At 69.8% G+C, this 16,704-nt stretch carries 14 protein-coding genes; 8 read left to right on the top strand and 6 right to left on the bottom strand.

Annotation, left to right across the window (positions count from 1 at the left end; all coding sequences use genetic code 11):
* Positions 1-5: 5 nt before the first annotated feature.
* From ACIBG8_RS48500 to ACIBG8_RS48490, 3 genes are read right to left on the bottom strand one after another with little or no spacing between them, the layout of a single operon-like run.
* The gene (locus ACIBG8_RS48500) at positions 6-914 is read right to left on the bottom strand and encodes a hypothetical protein (protein WP_397350117.1); all 909 of its coding nucleotides are present in this window, start codon (positions 912-914) and stop codon (positions 6-8) included.
* Positions 911-2,185, bottom strand: a complete 1,275-nt coding sequence (locus tag ACIBG8_RS48495) for a hypothetical protein (protein WP_397350116.1) — start codon at positions 2,183-2,185, stop codon at positions 911-913. The genes ACIBG8_RS48500 and ACIBG8_RS48495 overlap by 4 nt, the downstream gene beginning before the upstream one ends.
* Positions 2,182-3,390, bottom strand: a complete 1,209-nt coding sequence (locus ACIBG8_RS48490) for a YveK family protein (protein WP_397350115.1) — start codon at positions 3,388-3,390, stop codon at positions 2,182-2,184. Before ACIBG8_RS48490 ends, ACIBG8_RS48495 begins: the two co-directional genes overlap by 4 nt.
* Positions 3,391-3,800: 410 nt before the next feature.
* Between ACIBG8_RS48490 and ACIBG8_RS48485 the strand changes: the two genes are divergently transcribed.
* A complete protein-coding gene (locus ACIBG8_RS48485) occupies positions 3,801-4,646 on the top strand; it encodes a glycoside hydrolase family 26 protein (RefSeq protein WP_397350114.1) in 846 nt (281 codons plus the stop codon).
* Here ACIBG8_RS48485 and ACIBG8_RS48480 read toward each other — a convergent pair.
* The gene (locus ACIBG8_RS48480) at positions 4,591-5,475 is read right to left on the bottom strand and encodes a sulfite exporter TauE/SafE family protein (protein WP_397350113.1); all 885 of its coding nucleotides are present in this window, start codon (positions 5,473-5,475) and stop codon (positions 4,591-4,593) included. The two genes, ACIBG8_RS48485 and ACIBG8_RS48480, sit on opposite strands and share 56 nt — an antisense overlap.
* A complete protein-coding gene (cysC, locus tag ACIBG8_RS48475; protein WP_397350112.1) occupies positions 5,463-6,662 on the bottom strand; it encodes an adenylyl-sulfate kinase in 1,200 nt (399 codons plus the stop codon). Before cysC ends, ACIBG8_RS48480 begins: the two co-directional genes overlap by 13 nt.
* 119 nt (positions 6,663-6,781) lie before the next feature.
* Between cysC and ACIBG8_RS48470 the strand changes: the two genes are divergently transcribed.
* Together ACIBG8_RS48470 and ACIBG8_RS48465 are read left to right on the top strand one after the other, a co-directional pair.
* Positions 6,782-7,279, top strand: coding sequence for a SigE family RNA polymerase sigma factor (locus ACIBG8_RS48470; RefSeq protein WP_397350111.1), 498 nt, complete (start codon positions 6,782-6,784; stop codon positions 7,277-7,279).
* Positions 7,276-8,331 carry a hypothetical protein gene (locus ACIBG8_RS48465; RefSeq protein WP_397350110.1) on the top strand — a complete coding sequence of 352 codons (1,056 nt, stop codon included), beginning with the start codon at positions 7,276-7,278 and terminating at the stop codon, positions 8,329-8,331. Before ACIBG8_RS48470 ends, ACIBG8_RS48465 begins: the two co-directional genes overlap by 4 nt.
* Positions 8,332-8,393: 62 nt before the next feature.
* On the opposite strand, the gene ACIBG8_RS48460 is transcribed toward ACIBG8_RS48465, so the two are convergent.
* Positions 8,394-9,110, bottom strand: a complete 717-nt coding sequence (locus ACIBG8_RS48460) for a class I SAM-dependent methyltransferase (protein ID WP_397350109.1) — start codon at positions 9,108-9,110, stop codon at positions 8,394-8,396.
* Between the two features lie 546 nt (positions 9,111-9,656).
* Between ACIBG8_RS48460 and ACIBG8_RS48455 the strand changes: the two genes are divergently transcribed.
* Genes ACIBG8_RS48455 through ACIBG8_RS48435 form a run of 5 tightly spaced genes read left to right on the top strand, consistent with a single transcriptional unit; the run spans position 9,657 to position 16,702 of the window.
* Positions 9,657-10,208: a LemA family protein gene (locus ACIBG8_RS48455; RefSeq protein ID WP_397350108.1), complete on the top strand. Its 552-nt coding sequence runs from the start codon at positions 9,657-9,659 to the stop codon at positions 10,206-10,208.
* A 2-nt stretch (positions 10,209-10,210) separates the two neighbouring features.
* Complete coding sequence (locus tag ACIBG8_RS48450) at positions 10,211-11,572, top strand: DUF2207 family protein (protein ID WP_397350107.1); 1,362 nt, start codon at positions 10,211-10,213, stop codon at positions 11,570-11,572.
* Between the two features lie 49 nt (positions 11,573-11,621).
* Positions 11,622-15,113: a transcription-repair coupling factor gene (gene mfd / locus ACIBG8_RS48445; protein ID WP_397350106.1), complete on the top strand. Its 3,492-nt coding sequence runs from the start codon at positions 11,622-11,624 to the stop codon at positions 15,111-15,113.
* A 28-nt stretch (positions 15,114-15,141) separates the two neighbouring features.
* Entirely contained in the window at positions 15,142-15,783 is a 642-nt protein-coding gene (locus ACIBG8_RS48440) for a SurA N-terminal domain-containing protein (protein WP_397350105.1), read from the top strand.
* Between the two features lie 10 nt (positions 15,784-15,793).
* On the top strand, positions 15,794-16,702 hold the full coding sequence (locus tag ACIBG8_RS48435; protein ID WP_397350104.1) for a MazG family protein: 909 nt from the start codon (positions 15,794-15,796) through the stop codon (positions 16,700-16,702).
* Positions 16,703-16,704 lie beyond the last annotated feature (2 nt).

The following is a 16,704-nucleotide window of genomic DNA, read 5'->3' as shown; positions in this document are numbered from 1 at the left end:
GGCGTTCACGTCAACAACTCCTGATGATCGACGAGCTGACTGAGCCACTCGGCCGGGGGACCGAGCGGTTCGTGGCCGTCGGCGGCGTGCCGATCGGCCAGGGCGATGAGGTAGTGGATGGCCGTGCGCCTGGCCTCGGCCGCGGAGAGCCCGAGCGGGGCGAGCGCCTCCACCGCGCCGGCCAGGCACGCCTGCGCCGCCACGGCCGGTCGCATCCCGCGCAGCGCGCGCTGGAACAGGTGGTGGCAGGCGTCGAACCCGTACGGCACGCCGACCTCGTAGCGCTCCCAGTCCCAGACCAGGAGGCGGCCGTCGGCCGACGGGCAGATGTTCCACGGCGACAGGTCACCGTGCCAGGCCGCACCGTCCTGGCCGCCGGACTGCGCGATCTCCCTGACGGCCGCTCTCAGCAGGTCCGGGGAAACCTTCCCGCGGGTGACGGGCAGGGGCGACAGCGCGAGTACGGCCAGGCCGTTCCACGTGCCGTGATGCAGCACGGTCGGCGCGACCACCGTCTTGAGCGGGAGGTCGGCCAGCTTGCGCAGCGCCGCCGCCTCGTTGGTGATGAGCTCGCACGTGCGGGACGTGTCGCCGATCTTGACGAACGCGACCCGGCCGGACGCGTCGTGCGCCTCCAGGATGGGTTTGCGGTTGGCGCGGCGGGCCGGCCGTACGTGCATGACGGCTCTGACCGGGGTGCCGAGCACCTCGCTGAGGTGGCTCTCGATCGAGTCCTTCACCGGGAGCATCACCTTCGGCCCGAACGGCAGGTGCCACCAGCGGCGCGGCGCCATGCGGCGCGGCAGGCGGCAGTGCGGGAGCACGGTGTAGGCGCGCAGGTCGTCCGGGCCAGGGAAGAGCAGGCCCACGGTCTGGCGTAGGTAGCGCAGTCTGATGCGCGCGTCAGTGGTCATGAGACGGACTGGTTTCTCCACAGGAGGGCGAAGGAGATGAGGTAGAGGCTGAGCGGGGTGACCAGGCCGTCGTAGACGAACATGTAGAGCAGCACGAGCAGCATGACCAGCACCCCCGCCAGCCCGATCGGGCTGCGGTCGCGCCAGTGCCTGAACACCGCCCCCGCGAAGAAGGCGACGTAGAGGAAGGCGCCGACGAAGCCCTGCGTGATGATCAGCAGCCAGAGCTGCCCGTCGCTGCCCAGCGGCGGATGGCCGCACTCGCCACACCACTCGGTCTTGCCGGTGGTGATCGTGCGGTGGTTGCCCAGCGCGTTGCGGGTGTTGCCGAACCCGATGACCGGCGAGTAGCCGGCCGCCTGGATCGTGGCGGAGACGGTGAAGGCCCTGATGTCGTTGCTGTGCGGGTTGTCCAGGCGCTGGCTGACCAGCGAGGCCAGCGGGCTGAGCGCGAAGACGGCCGCGGCACCCACCGCGGCCAGGCCGATCGTCAGCCGGGTCCTGCCGCCGACGCGCAGCATGACGTAGGCCGCGGCGACGCCGAGGCCGATCCACAGGCCGCGGTTGAGCGAGTAGACGACGGGGATCGAGGCGAGCGCCACGAGGGCGACGGCCGCCGCCTTGCGGTGCCGCCCGCCGTACACCCACCAGCCGACCACGAACCAGATGAGCAGCACCGACACGTTGCTGCCCCACGCGTTGGCCCACTCGAAGGGGGCCTCGGGGCGGGGCGAGGCGTGGCCGAGCACCTTCTGGATCTGCGCGGCCGTCGGATGGATGATGTTCTGCACGAACGAGTTGCCACTGATCCAGCCGGGCAGCAGCCGCTCGACCGGCGAGGTGAACTCGAACCTGGGGAAGAACACGCCGAGCAGCCCGCCGGCCACGGTGGTGGCGAACAGCACGCCGAGCATCCTGACCAGGCGCAGCTGGGGAAGCTCTTTGTGGGTCAGGTTGCCGAGGTAGAGCACCATGATCAACAGGGCGACGTAGAGGGCCAGGCGCATCACGTAGCCGACGATCCGGCCGGAGCTGAGCGCGCCGTAGGTGTCCGGCGGCATCTCGCCCAGCGTCAGCGCGCTGAGCGCGTATCCCGCCAGGAGGAGCGCCCACAGGCCGAGGCCGCGCGGCAGCCTGATCGGCCTGCGCTTCCAGAGGATGGCGGCCATGGGCACGGCCATGACCACGACGGACAACCCGCCGAAGCCGAGCGCCCACCACACGGGATAGCCGACCAGCAACGCCCAGATCGGCCACGCCGGGCTCTTCACGTGTTCTCCTGCACCTGCCGCAGCGGCGCAGTCTCCACGGCCTTCTGGGTTTGCTCCGGCTTGGTCGTCACCGCTCCGATGATCGGCACGTCGTGCCTGTTCAGATGGCGTACGGCTGCCGCCACGTCAGCAGCGCTCGCCTGGCCGAGCCCCACGAGCAGCAGCGCGGCGTCGGCCCGCGCCAGGTCGCGCACGTCAGCGCCGTCGAGCACCGACAGGGGCGCGCTGTCGGCCAGCTCCGCCAGCCCCGCCGCGCCCAGCGCGGCGGGAACCGGCCTGACCAGCAGCCGCTCGCCGGGGCACGACGCCACGACGGCCGAGGACAGGTCGAGCATGGCCGCGGCGTCCGGCGGGCCGGACAGGTCGGCCAGCACGAACAGCCCGGTGAGGCGCTCCACGTCGCCGGCCGTACGCAGCCTGGTGTCGAGCCGGTCGCGGGTGTAGGCGGCGGCGGCCCCGGCGACCAGGCCGAGCATGAGGCCGCTCCCCAGGTAGAGCGGCAGGCTGGGCGAGCTGGGCGCGGTGGGCGTGGTCGCCTGGCTGATCACCGTGCCCGGGGTGACGGCGACCGTCTTGAGGCCGTCGTACTTCATCGTCAGGCTGTAGGTCTGCTTGTTGAGCACGCTCAGCCGCTGGGTGGCGATCGTCCGCTCGGCGCTGCCCCTGGCCAGCTTGTCCATCTCCTCGACCACGTCGGTCGCGCTGGTGTTGACCTGCTTGAGCTTGGCCAGCAGCGTCTTGAGCTGGGCGGCCAGCGCCTGCTGTGCGGTCTCGGTGCGGTTGGTCAGGTAGGCCTGGGCGTAGGCGCGCGACTGGGCGGCTGCCACGGCGGGGTCCGGGCCGGTGACGGAGATCCAGAGCACCGACGAGTTGGGCGGCACCGTCACCTCGGCGGGCAGCGGCGCCGGGGTCTTGAGCAGCTCGGCCGCCTTCGCCTGGACCACGGCCGACTGGGCGACCTGCGCCTCGGTGTCGAGGTTGAGCGCTTCGCGCTGCCTGCCGGTCACCTGGTTGGCCTGGTCCTGGACGCCGGTGGAGGCGACGAGCACCTGCGTGGTGGCGGTGTAGGCGGGCGGGGTCACCTTCAGGAGCAGGGCGCTGCCCGCCACGAACGCCAGCACGCAGCCCAGGAAGAGCAGCTTGCGCCTGCGGAGCAGCGAGACGTGCTCCGCCAGATCCGTGCCGAAATCCGGCGACAGGCTCATAAAGGCGGATCCTCCCGGGGGGCGCTTACAGCACGTTGCGCTTCGGCAACACTGGGTCACTATAGGGCGGAGGGATATTTCCCCGGTTGAATACGCAAGATTTTCTCCGCCGCCACGCGGAGAAGCACCCCTAAATGCCGAAATTTCGGATGAATCCCCTGGTCACTCTGGCTGACGAGCTGTTTATCGCCGTGGCATGGTGACGAATGACATTCACGGGGGGAGACATGGCGAGACGCATTTTGCCGGGAATTATGCTTTTGCTGGCGCTTGCGGGTTGTTCTGGTGCGGAAGGCAGTCATCAGCCGTCGGCCACCGGCTGGGCCTCCAAAGCGCCCTGTACGGTCACCGCGAAGCTGATCCCGTCCTGCGGCGCGTGGTGGGGGATCGCGCCGGAGATCTTCACGGGCATGAACTCGGCCAGGGCGCTGCAGCGGGCCGAGGACAGGATGGGCAGGCCCGCCGACATCCTGCACGTCTACCACCGGGGCAAGGAGCTGTTCCCGACCGAGGGGGAGATCGAGCTCGCCCGCGACCCGGCCAGGCCCAGGCTGCTGCTCATCAACTGGAAGCCGTCCTTCGACCACACCTGGGCCGAGATCGCCGGGGGCGCGATCGACGACAGGATCGACCGGCTGGCCGCCAACATCAGGCAGACCTTCCCCGAGCGGTTCTTCCTCACCGTGCACCACGAGCCGGAGAACGACGTCCAGGCGGCGGACGGCTCGGGCATGACGGCTGCCGACTACGCGGCGATGTTCAGGCACGTCGTGCTGCGCCTGCGCGAGCAGGGCGTGCGCAACGCGGTGACCGTCATGACCTACATGGGCGCGCCCAACTGGGCCAACAACGCCTGGTTCGAGCAGCTCTACCCGGGCGACGACGTCGTCGACTGGGTGGCCATGGACCCCTACGTGGACGAGCGCGTCCGCGACTTCGACGGGCTGGTCAACAAGACGCGCAAGGACCACGCCAAGTGGCCGGGCTTCTACCGCTGGATGCAGCAGCGTTTCCCGGGCAAGCCGATCATGGTCGCCGAGTGGGGCGTGTTCGCCGACGAGGCCAAGCAGCCGTTCTTCGCCTCGGTGCGCCAGCAGATCAGGCGCTATCCGCAGATCAAGGCGCTGGTCTACTTCGACTCGCCGCACGCGCCGCGCGGCGACACCCGCTTCGACGCCAGCCCGGCTGCCGAGCGGGCGTTCACGGAACTCGCGAGAGATCCCTATTTTCGGTCGACGTACGTGCCGAGGCCTTGAGCCCGATCAGGGCGGTCAGGGGTACGGCTGCCGCCATCACCCAGAGCAGCGCGACGTTGTTCACGTTGAGCAGCTTGAGCGCGGAGGCGAGCAGCACGATCGCCAGCAGCGCCCTGATGACCCCGCCCGGCGCCCAGGCGGACACGCGGGCGCCCAGGTAGACGCCGGGGATCGAGCCGAGCAGCAGCGACACGGTCAGGTCGAGCTGGAAGTCGCCGAACAGCAGGTGGCCGAGCGCGGCCGAGGCGACGAGCGGCACGGCCTGCACCAGGTCGGTGCCGACGAGCTGGTTGGCCTTCAGCGCCGGGTAGAGCGCGAGCAGCGCCACGATGATCAGCGAGCCGGAGCCGACGGAGGAGATGCCGACCACGAGCCCGCCTACCGTACCGACCAGTACGGTAGGAATCGGGCGCACGACGATCTCGTGGGCGCTCGCCGTACCGCCCTTGTTGCCCAGGAAGGTCTTGGCGATCAGGCCCGCCACCGCGAGCAGCAGGGCGACGCCGAGCGCGATCTTCACGGTGCCCTGGATGTCGCCGAACATGCGCGCCACGAAGACCCCGCAGAACGCTGCGGGCACCGAACCCACGCAGAGCCACGCCACCAGGCGCAGGTTGACCGTGCCCCTGCGCAGGTGGACCAGGCCGCCGACCGGCTTCATGACCGCCGAGGCGACCAGGTCGCTGGAGACGGCGGCCAGCGGCGGGACGTTGAAGAACAACATCATCATCGGCGTCATGAGCGCCCCGCCGCCCATGCCGGTCAGGCCGACGACGATCGCGACGAGGAAGGAACCGAGGACAAGGGGGAAGTCGATCAGCGAACCCATCCCACTCCTTGGAGCGTGCCCAGCACCTGGGCGACGGCCGTCTCGATGGACAGATGTGTGGTGTCGATGACGACATCGGCGTCGTCCGGCTCCTCGTAGGGGTCGGAGATCCCGGTGAACCCGGGGATCAGCCCGGCCCGCGCCTTGGCGTACAGGCCCTTGCGGTCGCGCCGCTCGCACTCCTCCAGCGGCGTGGACACGTGCACCAGCAGGAAGTCGGCGCCGACCGCCTCGACCATCTCCCGCACCTCCTCGCGGGTGTCCGCGTAGGGGGCGATGGGGGCGCAGATGGCCAGCCCGCCGTGCCGCGCGACCTCGGCGGCGACGAAGCCGATGCGCCTGATGTTGAGGTCGCGGTCTTCCTTGGAGAACGTCAGGCCCTTGGACAGCAGGTGGCGCACCACGTCGCCGTCGAGGTAGGTGAGCTTCCTGCTGCCGCTCTCCAGCAGCGCGTCGCGCAGGCCGCGGGCGATCGTGGACTTGCCCGAACCGGACAGGCCGGTGAAGAACACGACCAGGCCGCGGCGGTGCGGCGGGCCGGGCAGCGTGACCGGCTCGGGGCCGGCCAGGTGCTCGGTGGCGCCGTAGTTCTCCGCCACGTGCTCGCGCAGCTCCAGGTCGATCGCCGGGTCCTCGCGGGGGGCCAGGGGGACGGGGATCACTTCGGTGCCCTCGGGCAGGCGGTCCTTGGACTTCAGCGCGGCGCGAACGACCGCCGGTCCGGCTTCGCCGTACGAGAGGGGGAGCAGGAGGACGACGGCGTCGAGCTCCTTGGCCGTGGCGGCGATCTCGGCCTCGGTGCGGTCGTCGAGGGGGCCGCGCATGGTGACGGCCAGCGCGTCACGCCCGGCCAGCTGCAGGCGGACCTGCTCGGGCGTACGGCGCAGCCGGGCGAACGGGCCGTGCTCGGGCGCGTTGAGGCCCTGGACCTTCAGCGTGCCCGTGGTCAGGACGGCCAGCGGCACGCCCTCGGGGTCGAGCAGCGTGACCTCGTCCGCGGTGTCCTCGGGCAGCGCGATGGTGACGGGGGCGGGCCACGGGGCGCCGTCGGCGAGGGTGCCGCGCTCGTGCACGGCGTGCAGGTCGTCGTGGCCCAGGAAGCCGGTCAGCGGGTGGAAGGCGCCGGACAGCAGCAGCTCCAGGTCGGCCAGCTCGTGTGCTGCGGGGGTCCACTCCGTGTGCGTCATCCAACTATTCCGATCGACTTGGTAGGAAAACACTCTATCTCGACAAGCAAGTCTTCCGGAAGGGGCGCATAGCCGCGTACTCCTTGGGGCGTCTGTGAGGGTGACATTGGAGGTGGTCTTTGAACGCCGATGAGGAACGCGGCTTTCGGGAGTTCGTGTCCGCTCGCTCCCCGTCGCTCATGCGGCTGGCCTTCCTGCTCGCGGGGGGAAGCCAGCACACGGCGGAGGACCTGGTCCAGACGGCGCTGGCGAAACTCGCCTCCCGCTGGGAACGGGTCGAATCGCCCGAGGCATACGTGAAGCAGGTCATGTACCGCCAGCAGATCAGCTGGTGGCGTGTCTCCCGCCGCAGGCCCGAGGTCTTCTCCCTGCCGGAGCACGCCCTGCCCGACAGTACGCACCAGAGCGAGTTACGCATGGTCCTGCGCTCCGCCCTCGCCAAGCTCACGCCGCGTCAGCGGACCGTGCTGGTGTTGCGCTACTTCGAGGACCTGCCGGAGCAGGAGGTCGCGCGGGAGCTCGGCTGCTCCGTCGGGACCGTACGGAGCACGGCGCACCGGTCGCTGGCCCGGTTGCGCGAGATCGCCGACATCAACATCGAGGAGGTCGCACGATGACTGACCTGCTGCGTGACACGCTTTCCGAGTGGGCAGCCGAGGCCCACGTCCCGCACGACCTGGCCGACCGGGCGCTACGGAGGCGCGTCCGGATCATGCCCTTCTTCGTGGTGGTGGCTGCTCTGCTCGCGGCTGTGGCCGTGGCTGTGCCGTACGTGACGTCCGGGAAGGGCCCGGCGCCGGTCTCGGTGACGCCTGACGACGTGCTCGCCGACACCCAGAACGTCCCGCCCAGGAACCTGATCGCGGCCGGCCGCCTAGCCATGTCCGCATATTTCACGCAATCGGGCAAGGGTTTGACCTGGTGGCTGTACGACCCCAGGACCGGGACCTACGAGCGCACCGCGTGGTCCTGGGTGGACGTGGCGCCCGGCCTGCGGCAGGCGGCGGTGCTCGACGGGAATGGCGCGAGGATGGGCCTCCTCGACATGAACACCCGCGAGGTCACCTGGTGGGCCTCTCTGGAGCGTCCTGCGGGCTCGGTGGCCTGGTCGCCGGACGGGACCAAACTGCTGCTGACCACCTACAGGAAGTCCCACCGCGACGGTTACTACATCGTGGACGTGGCCACCCGTGAGGCTGTCTTCCGAGCGCTCCCGGCGAGGGCGGGCAACGACAACGCGCGCCAGAATCTGCGGTGGAGCGTGGACGGCAGGCTCATCGCGGCTCCTACCGCGAAGTTCGACCCGCGGTGGGTTTACTACACGCCTGAGGGGGTCGAGCAGCCCGCGCCCGCTGACGAGAGCGTCGTCGACTTCCAGGGGGTTGCCCCGATCTCTCCGGTCTCGCCGGACGGGAGTCTGGTGTTCGAGACGTTCAAGATCACCGACCGGCGGACCGGGCAGGTGGTCGGGAGGACCCCGGGGCCGCAGTTCCTCGGCTGGACGGACAACTCCCACTTCATCGGGCTGGGCTGTGTTGGTGCGTGTGGCTCGAACAAGGCCGGGATGGTGCTGATCAGCGCGGACGGCAAGGAGACGACCCCGCTCAGCGCCGCCATGGACCCGGAGCGGCCGGACGGCATCTGGTTCCCGGTGATGACCCCACGCTAGGAGCGCCCCTACCGCGGGGGGACCCTCCGCTCTCCTGGGAGAAGGAATTGGGGGTTCTTCGCTCAGATGAGCCGGGCGAAGTGGTTCTGCGGCTTCCTGATCACCATCGTGACCTCGTCGTGGGAGGAGGTGTTGCGTCCGCGGGACAGCTTGTCGGCCAGCGCCACCACCGCGCCGCCCACCCGGCCCATCGCGGGGCCGCTGGTCGAGGTCTCGTCGTCGGTGATCATGAGGCCGCGGACGAGGCAGAAGGCGTGCATGCCGTCCCGTGAGGTGACCCGCTCGTAGATCGCCGGGAGCGGGCCGGTGGTGCCCGCGGGGACCAGGCGGGACCACAGCGCCTTGCGCATCCAGCCGGGGGTGATCCGGTCGCAGAGGCCGTAGGCGGAGTTCCTGTCCCGCATCCGGATCAACATCAGGCCGCCGGGGCGGAGGCCGTGGAGGAGACGGTCGAGCACCAGCTCGGTGTGCAGGATCCGCTCCAGCAGGTAGGAAATCATGATCACGTCATAGGACCGCGGCCGGACCGGGACCGACCTCAGGTCCCCGAGCGTCCATGAGGTGAGATCCGTCCGCTGCTCGACCCGTGCTCGGATCGCTGGGAGATCCTCGTCCACGCCGGTGATCCTGGTTTCGATGCGCTCGAGGTCGAGCTCCTCCTCGTGCACGCAGCCGACCATGAGCAGGTCCAGTCGCCTGCCCAGCTGCTCGGTCCACTGCTCGCGGATGCGCTGACTGAAAAGATCGCCTCTTAGGGCGACAGACCGCAGCTCAGACATGTCACCCAGAGTAATCAATGCACGCCCATTCGTGAGGGATTTCCCACCACCCATCTCTCCCCACCTCCAACCACCCCACCACCCGCCCTCACCCGCCGCACTCCGCCCGCCCGCCCACCCACCCGCCCACCCGCCCGCCCTTGCTCCTGCTGTGGCTGGCCACCTCTGGCAGTGCCCGTCAGTGCGGGGCAACGTCTCCGCACCGGTCGATCTGTGGGACCGGCGCCGAACGACGGCGGGTAGGTGATCAGTAGGCTCGCGCTCCTCGGCGGTGGCGCCTAGCCGCTCGGCCTGCTTGGCGGGGCTGGTCCTGGTCCGATAGGGCGTGACGGCGGCGCTATCGGTCGGCGCCGTACTGGCCGACCGTCCCTCTGGGCCACGTTGAGAGGTTTGGGTGGGTGGTGACCGTCGCTCAGGCGGTACTGCTCCGGCAACATCGTCACCCTAGGCGGGCGGCTACAGGCTGGGCTGGCGCAGGTGTGAGTAAGGGGGTACTCAGGTGGTGGCGGCGGCGGACAATCAGGCTGGACCCGAAAGGAGCAGCCGATGATCCCCCTGCTAGTCGTCATCGTCCTGATCGCCCTGCTGGTGGGCGTCATGGTGAAGGTCTACAACGGTCTCGTCACCAAGCGGAACGCCGTCGACAACGCCTGGGCGCAAATAGACGTCCAGCTCAAACGACGCCACGACCTCATCCCGAACCTGGTCGAAACGGTTAAGGGCTATGCGGCGCACGAGAGGCAGACGCTGGAAGCCGTTCTCCAGGCCAGAGCAGGTGCGATGCAGGTGGCGGGCCCCGGGGAGCGGGCGCGGGCGGAGAGCGTTCTGTCCAGCGCCATCGGCGGGTTGTTCGCCGTCGCCGAGGCCTACCCGCAGCTCCAGGCCAACCAGAACTTCGCCGCGCTCCAGGAAGAGCTCTCCACCAGCGAGAATCGCATCGCCTACTCCCGGCAGTACTACAACGACGCCGTCCTGACCTACAACAACGCCATCCACACCATCCCCGCCAACATGGTCGCCGGCGTCACCGGGTTCCACGAGCGGGAGTACTTCCAGGTGGCCGACGCCGAGCGCGGGCCGACGCAGGTCAGGTTCTGACGGTGGTCCTCGCGCTGACGGTGGCGACGGCCGTCTTCGTCGGGCTGTGGGTGCTCCAGTTGCTGTGGCGGATCCGTGCCACCAAAGGGCCCAGAAGCGGCAAGAAATATGACCAGGAGTTCGACGACCTCTCCCCGGCCGTCGTCGATCTGATCACCGAGAACGGGGTGCTCAGCCACGAGGCCGCCACGGCGACGGTGCTGGACCTCGCCGCCCGTCGCTTCGTGGACATCGAGGAGGTGGGGCCCAAGCTCTCCCTCGTCAGAGTGCGCCGCGACGGGGAACTGCGTCCCTACGAGCGTGCCGTACTCGATCACCTGCGCGACCTCGGCCCGACGGTGGCCACGGAAGCCATCGCCGAGGGCTCGCGCGACCTCGACGCCTGGCGCAACAGGTTCGAGCGCGACGTCGTGGAAGAGGCGCGGCAAAGGGGGCTCACCAGGAAGGCGGGCGGAGTGGGGACGGGGATGTCCGTCACGGGGCTCATCGCCTGCTTCCTCCTCGGCGGCCTGGCCGACGTGCTGGTCATCCCGCTGCTCGGCGGTACGCCGAAGGGCGGCCTGGCGCCGCCGGTGATCCTGCTGGCACTCGGCCTGACGACGGCGTTCGACCGGCTGCTGAGCGGCGAGCGCCTCACGGCGCGAGGGCGCCGCGCCGCGGGCCACTGGCTGAGCGTGCGCGACCACCTGGCGGGCATCGCGCGCATCGCCTACCTGCCGGCCGCAGCGGTGACGATCTGGGGCAGGCAGTTCGCGTACGCGGCGGCGTTCGGGCTGCCGAGGGACGCGATGGCGAGCCTGCCGATCCTCCAGCCCAAGGGTACGGAGCACGTCTGGTCGGACCACGGCGGCCTGTGGCACCGGGTGCGCGTCAGGTACCCGGGGGAGAGCAAGGCGCTCACCGGGCTCATCCTGAGCCTGATCTTCGTCGTCTGGGTGGGCAGCGCGCTGGGCGTCTCGCTCTGGTACGCGTTGCGTGACCAGGGGCCCGACGACCCGGCGCCGTTCTTCGTGTCGATGTTCATGCTGGTGGGCGGCGGCCTGATCACGCTGGTGTGCATGTTCGTGATCTTCGTCCCGATCGGCCTGCTGGTGGCTAAGACCTGGCGGGCCAACGCGGCCACGGCCAAGCCGACCCGGATGGTCGAGGGCAAGGTGCTCAGGGTCCGCCACACCGCCGGAGGCATGAGCTTCCTGGCGATCGACGACGGCCACCGGAGGATCGACGCGCTCCGCGCGCTGACCGGGGCCGTCGACGGAGTAGCCGAGGGGGACCTGGTCAGGGCCTGGGCCGGGAGGGGCGGCTATCTGGCACGCCTCGAAAGAGCGAAGAGTAGGCTGGAAAGCCAGAACCCCCACGAGTGACTCGTTCGGGGGTAGTCGTGTTGCCATCGTGGGGCTTGGGCGTATCCGAATGAGTCTTTCTGGACTGCTTGACCTTGTTGCCGCCGATCCGAAACTGACCTCAGCACTCGAGACGGGTGGCGACGTCGCGCTGGTCGCGCCGCCCGCGCTGCGCCCGTTCGGCGTGGCCGCGCTCTCGGGGCACGACCAGCGCACGGTCCTGGCGATCACCGCCACCGGGCGGGAGGCGGAAGACCTCGCCGCCGCCCTGACCAGCCTCATCGAGCCGAGCACCGTGGCCGTCTTCCCCGCGTGGGAGACGCTGCCGCACGAGCGCCTGTCGCCCCGCAGCGACACCGTGGGCCAGCGGCTGGCCGTACTCAGAAGGCTGGCCCATCCGGTCAAGGGCGACCTGAGCGCGGGCCCGCTGTCGGTGATCGTCGCGCCGATCCGGGCGCTGCTGCAGCCGATCGTGCAGGGCCTGGGCGACCTGGAGCCGATGCGCCTCAAGGCGGGCGACGACGCCGATCTCGAGGACGTCGTGCAGAAGCTGGTCGAGAACGGCTACCACCGCGTCGACATGGTGGAGAAGCGCGGCGAGGTCGCGGTGCGCGGCGGCCTGCTGGACGTGTTCCCGCCGACCGAGGAGCACCCGCTGCGCCTGGAGTTCTGGGGCGACACGGTCGAGGAGATCCGCTGGTTCAAGGTGGCCGACCAGCGGTCGCTGGAGGTGGCGCAGGACGGGCTGTTCGCGCCGCCGTGCCGCGAGATGCTGCTGACCGACTCGGTGCGGGAACGCGCGAGGGCGCTGGCGGAGGAGCACCCGGCGCTGGCCGAGGTGCTCGACCAATTGGCCGAGGGCACGCCGGTGGAGGGCATGGAGGCGTTCGCGCCCGTGCTGGCCGCCGGTGAGATGGACCTGCTGATCGACCACCTGCCCGCGCGCGCCGCCGTCTTCGTCTGCGACCCCGAGCGCATCAGGAGCAGGGCGGAGGAGCTCGTTCGCACCAGCCAGGAGTTCCTGGAGGCCTCCTGGATCAACGCGGCAGCCGGGGGAGAGGCGCCGATCGACCTGGGCGCCGCCGCCTTCCGCTCGCTGGAGGAGATCCGGCTGCACGCCGACGTGCTCGGCCAGCCGTGGTGGTCCATGGCGCCGTTCGGCACGGGAGTCGAGCTGGAGGCGCATGACAGCGAGGCCTACCGGGGCGACACCCGCAAGGCGCTCGACGACATCAAGGGCTGGCTGGGCGAGGGCAAGGCGGTCGTGCTGCTCAGCGAGGGCCACGGCCCGGCCGAGCGCATGGTCGAGTTGCTCAAGGGCGTGGACGTGCCAGCCCGCCTGGTGGAATACCTGGAGAAGGCTCCGGAGCCCAAGGTCGTGCACGTCACCACCGGCCTGATCGAGCACGGGTTCGTCACCCCGGAGGTGGCGGTGCTGACGCACCTCGACCTCGTCGGGCAGAAGGCCTCCACCAAGGACATGCGCCGCCTGCCCAGCCGCAGGCGCAACATGGTCGACCCGCTGCAGCTCAAGGTCGGCGACCACGTCGTGCACGAGCAGCACGGCGTCGGCCGCTACGTCGAGATGGTCCAGCGGACCGTCCAGGGCGCCACCCGCGAATACCTGGTCATCGAGTACGCCAAGGGCGACCGCCTCTTCGTGCCCACCGACCAGCTCGACGAGGTCACCCGCTACGTCGGCGGCGAGGCGCCCACGCTCAGCCGCATGGGCGGCGCCGACTGGAACAAGGCCAAGGCCAGGGCGAAGAAGGCGGTCAAGGAGATCGCCGGTGAGCTCATCAGGCTCTACAGCGCCCGCATGGCCAGTCCGGGCCACCCGTTCGCCCCGGACTCGCCGTGGCAGCGCGAGATGGAGGACGCCTTCCCCTACGCCGAGACCGGCGACCAGCTGGAGGCCATCGACGAGGTCAAGCGCGACATGGAGCGCCCGATCCCGATGGACAGGCTGATCTGCGGCGACGTGGGTTACGGCAAGACCGAGATCGCCGTGCGCGCCGCTTTCAAGGCCGTGCAGGACGGGAAGCAGGTCGCGGTCCTTGTGCCGACGACGCTGCTGGTCCAGCAGCACATGTCGACGTTCAACGAGCGGTTCTCCAGCTTCCCGGTGAAGGTCAAACCGGTCTCCCGCTTCCAGACCGACTCCGACGTCAAGGCGACGCTGGAGGAGCTGCGCTCGGGCGCGGTCGACGTCGTGATCGGCACGCACCGGCTGCTCAGCCCCGAGGTCAGGTTCAAGGACCTCGGCCTGATCATCGTGGACGAGGAGCAGCGGTTCGGCGTCGAGCACAAGGAGGCCATGAAGCACCTGCGCACGCAGGTCGACGTCCTGGCCATGTCGGCGACGCCGATCCCGCGCACGCTGGAGATGGGGCTGACCGGCATCCGCGAGATGTCGACCATCCTCACCCCGCCGGAGGAGCGGCACCCGATCCTCACCTTCGTCGGGCCGTACGACGAGAAGCAGCTGACCGCGGCGATCAGGCGCGAGCTGATGCGCGACGGCCAGACCTTCTTCGTGCACAACCGGGTGGCCTCGATCAACAAGGTCGCGGCCAGGCTGAAGGAGCTCGTCCCCGAGGCGCGCATCGCGGTCGCGCACGGACAGATGAACGAGCACCAGCTCGAACAGATCATGGTCGGCTTCTGGGAGCGCGACTACGACCTGCTGGTCTGCACCACGATCGTCGAGTCGGGCCTGGACGTGCCGAACGCCAACACGCTGATCGTCGACCGGGCGGACAACTACGGCCTGTCCCAGCTCCACCAGCTCCGCGGCCGGGTGGGCCGTGGCCGCGAGCGCGGTTACGCCTATTTCCTCTACCCGCCGGAGAAGCCGCTCACCGAGACGGCGCACGAGCGGCTGGCGACCATCGCGCAGCACACCGAGATGGGCGCGGGCATGTACGTCGCGATGAAGGACCTGGAGATCCGCGGCGCGGGCAACGTGCTCGGCGCCGAGCAGTCCGGGTTCATCGCCGGGGTGGGCTTCGACCTGTATGTGCGCCTGATGGCGGAAGCCGTACAGGAGCAGAAGGCCAAGCTGTCCGGCGAGCCGGCGGCCGAGGAGCACGCGGACGTCAAGGTCGAGCTCCCGATCAACGCGCACATCCCGCACGGCTACGTCACCTCGGAGCGGCTGCGCCTGGAGGCGTACAAGCGCATCGCGGCGATCACCGCGGACATCCACATCGAGGAGGTGCGGGCCGAGCTGACCGACAGGTACGGCAGGCCGCCCCAGGAGGTCGAGAACCTCTTCGAGGTGGCCAGGTTCCGCATCAGGGCGCGCCAGGCAGGCCTCACCGACGTGACGCTGATGGGGCAGAACATCAAGTTCGGCCCTGCCAAGCTCAAAGAGTCGCAGCAGGTCAGGCTCGACCGGCTATACAAGAAGGCGATCTACAAGCAGGCGGCGGAGACCCTGCTCGTGCCCATGCCCAAGACAAAACCCCTCGGCGGGCAACCATTGCGTGACCTTGAGCTGCTCAAATGGTGCGGCGACCTGGTCGAGGCGATGTTCCTGGAACCCGCACGGGTAGGCTAAGCCGGGATTTGTCGGAAAGGGATGGCACGTGAAGTCGATTCGAGTGGCTGTGGCCGCCGCCGCGGTGGGTCTTGCGCTGACCGCCTGCTCCTCACCGGTCGAGGCCGGTGCTGCGGCCGTCGTCGGCAAGGAGCGCATCTCGGCTGATGAGCTGAACGCCAACGTCAGGGAGTACGAAGCGGCGCTGGAGAAGGCCAAGGTGACGCCCGAGCAGCTCGGGTTCCCCGGCTCGATCTCGCAGATCGTGCTCTTCCAGCTGGCCCAGATCAGCCAGTACAAGCAGTTGCTGCAGACCGCGGGCGTGCAGGTGTCCGAAGGCGAGATCGACCAGTTCATCGCCGCCAGCACCCAGGACCCGCAGAAGGGCACGCTCGACCAGCAGATGCTCGGCAGCGGCATCGCCCCGAGCAAGGCGCGCGACTACATGCGCATCTCGGTGGGCTTGCAGAAGGTGCTCCAGCAGCTCGGCGGCGGCACCGACCAGGCCGCACAGCAGCGCGGCAGCCAGAAGGTGCAGGAGGCCACCAAGGCCATCCCGATCACCTACAGCCCGCGTTACGGAGCGATCAACCCGCAGCGCTCGCAGGAGAACCCGCAGCTGTTCGTCGACACGGGCCGGTTCGGCAAACTGACCGCCACCCCACCGGCGGCCGGCCAGCCGCAGGGCTAGCCTCAGTGGCATGCCGCTGATCGTCGTCACCACCTCGCCCAGGGTCGCCCCGGGCCTGCTGAGCCACCAGGCCTGGCAGGCGCTGGGCGCCGGCCCCGTGTTCACCGACGCTGAGGACCACCCGCAGCTGCCCTACCTGGCCGAGGCGGGGATCGAGGTGACCGTCGGCGTCCCCGATCCTCGCGAGCTGGTGCGCAGGGCGGCCGAGGGAACGGTCGTCTGGCTGGGCGACTTCCCGCGCGCGGTCGGCGAGGCTGCGCTGGCCATGGACGACCCGCCGGTGATCGAGCACGTCCCCGGCTCCTACGACCTGCCTGGCGCGCGCGTGCTCGACCTGGTCGCGGTCATGGAGCGGCTGCGCGCAGAATGCCCGTGGGACCGCAAGCAGACCCACGAGACGCTCGTCCCGTACCTGCTCGAAGAGGCCTACGAGGTGCAGGAGACCGTCGAGCAGGGCGACTACGACGCGCTGCGCGAGGAGCTCGGCGACGTGCTGCTCCAGGTGGCCTTCCATTCCCGGGTCGCCGAGCACTTCGACATCGACGACGTCGCGGCCGCCATCGTCGACAAGCTGATCCGCCGCCACCCGCACGTGTTCGGCTCGGTCACCGCCGAGACGGCCGACGAGGTGAACGCCAACTGGGAGGCGATCAAGGCGGAGGAGCGGGCGGGCAAGGAGCTGTTCGACGGCGTCCCGATGGGCCAGCCGGCGCTGTCGCTCGCCGCCCAGCTCATGCGCCGCGCCGAGGGAGCGGGCGCACCCGAGGGCCTGTCCCACGCGGTCGGCCAGGGCGTGGCCCGCGAGCTGTTCGACCTCGTACGGCGGGCGCAGGCGGGCGGCCTCGACCCCGAGGCGGAGCTGCGTTCTGCCGCACGCGCCTACCGCGACCGCGTCGTCGCCTGGGAGTCGCGGGCCTGATC

Source organism: Nonomuraea sp. NPDC050556, assembly GCF_044457355.1.
Taxonomy (GTDB): domain Bacteria; phylum Actinomycetota; class Actinomycetes; order Streptosporangiales; family Streptosporangiaceae; genus Nonomuraea.
Note: the sequence above shows the minus strand (reverse complement) of the source record. Positions and strands in the feature narration are given on the sequence as shown.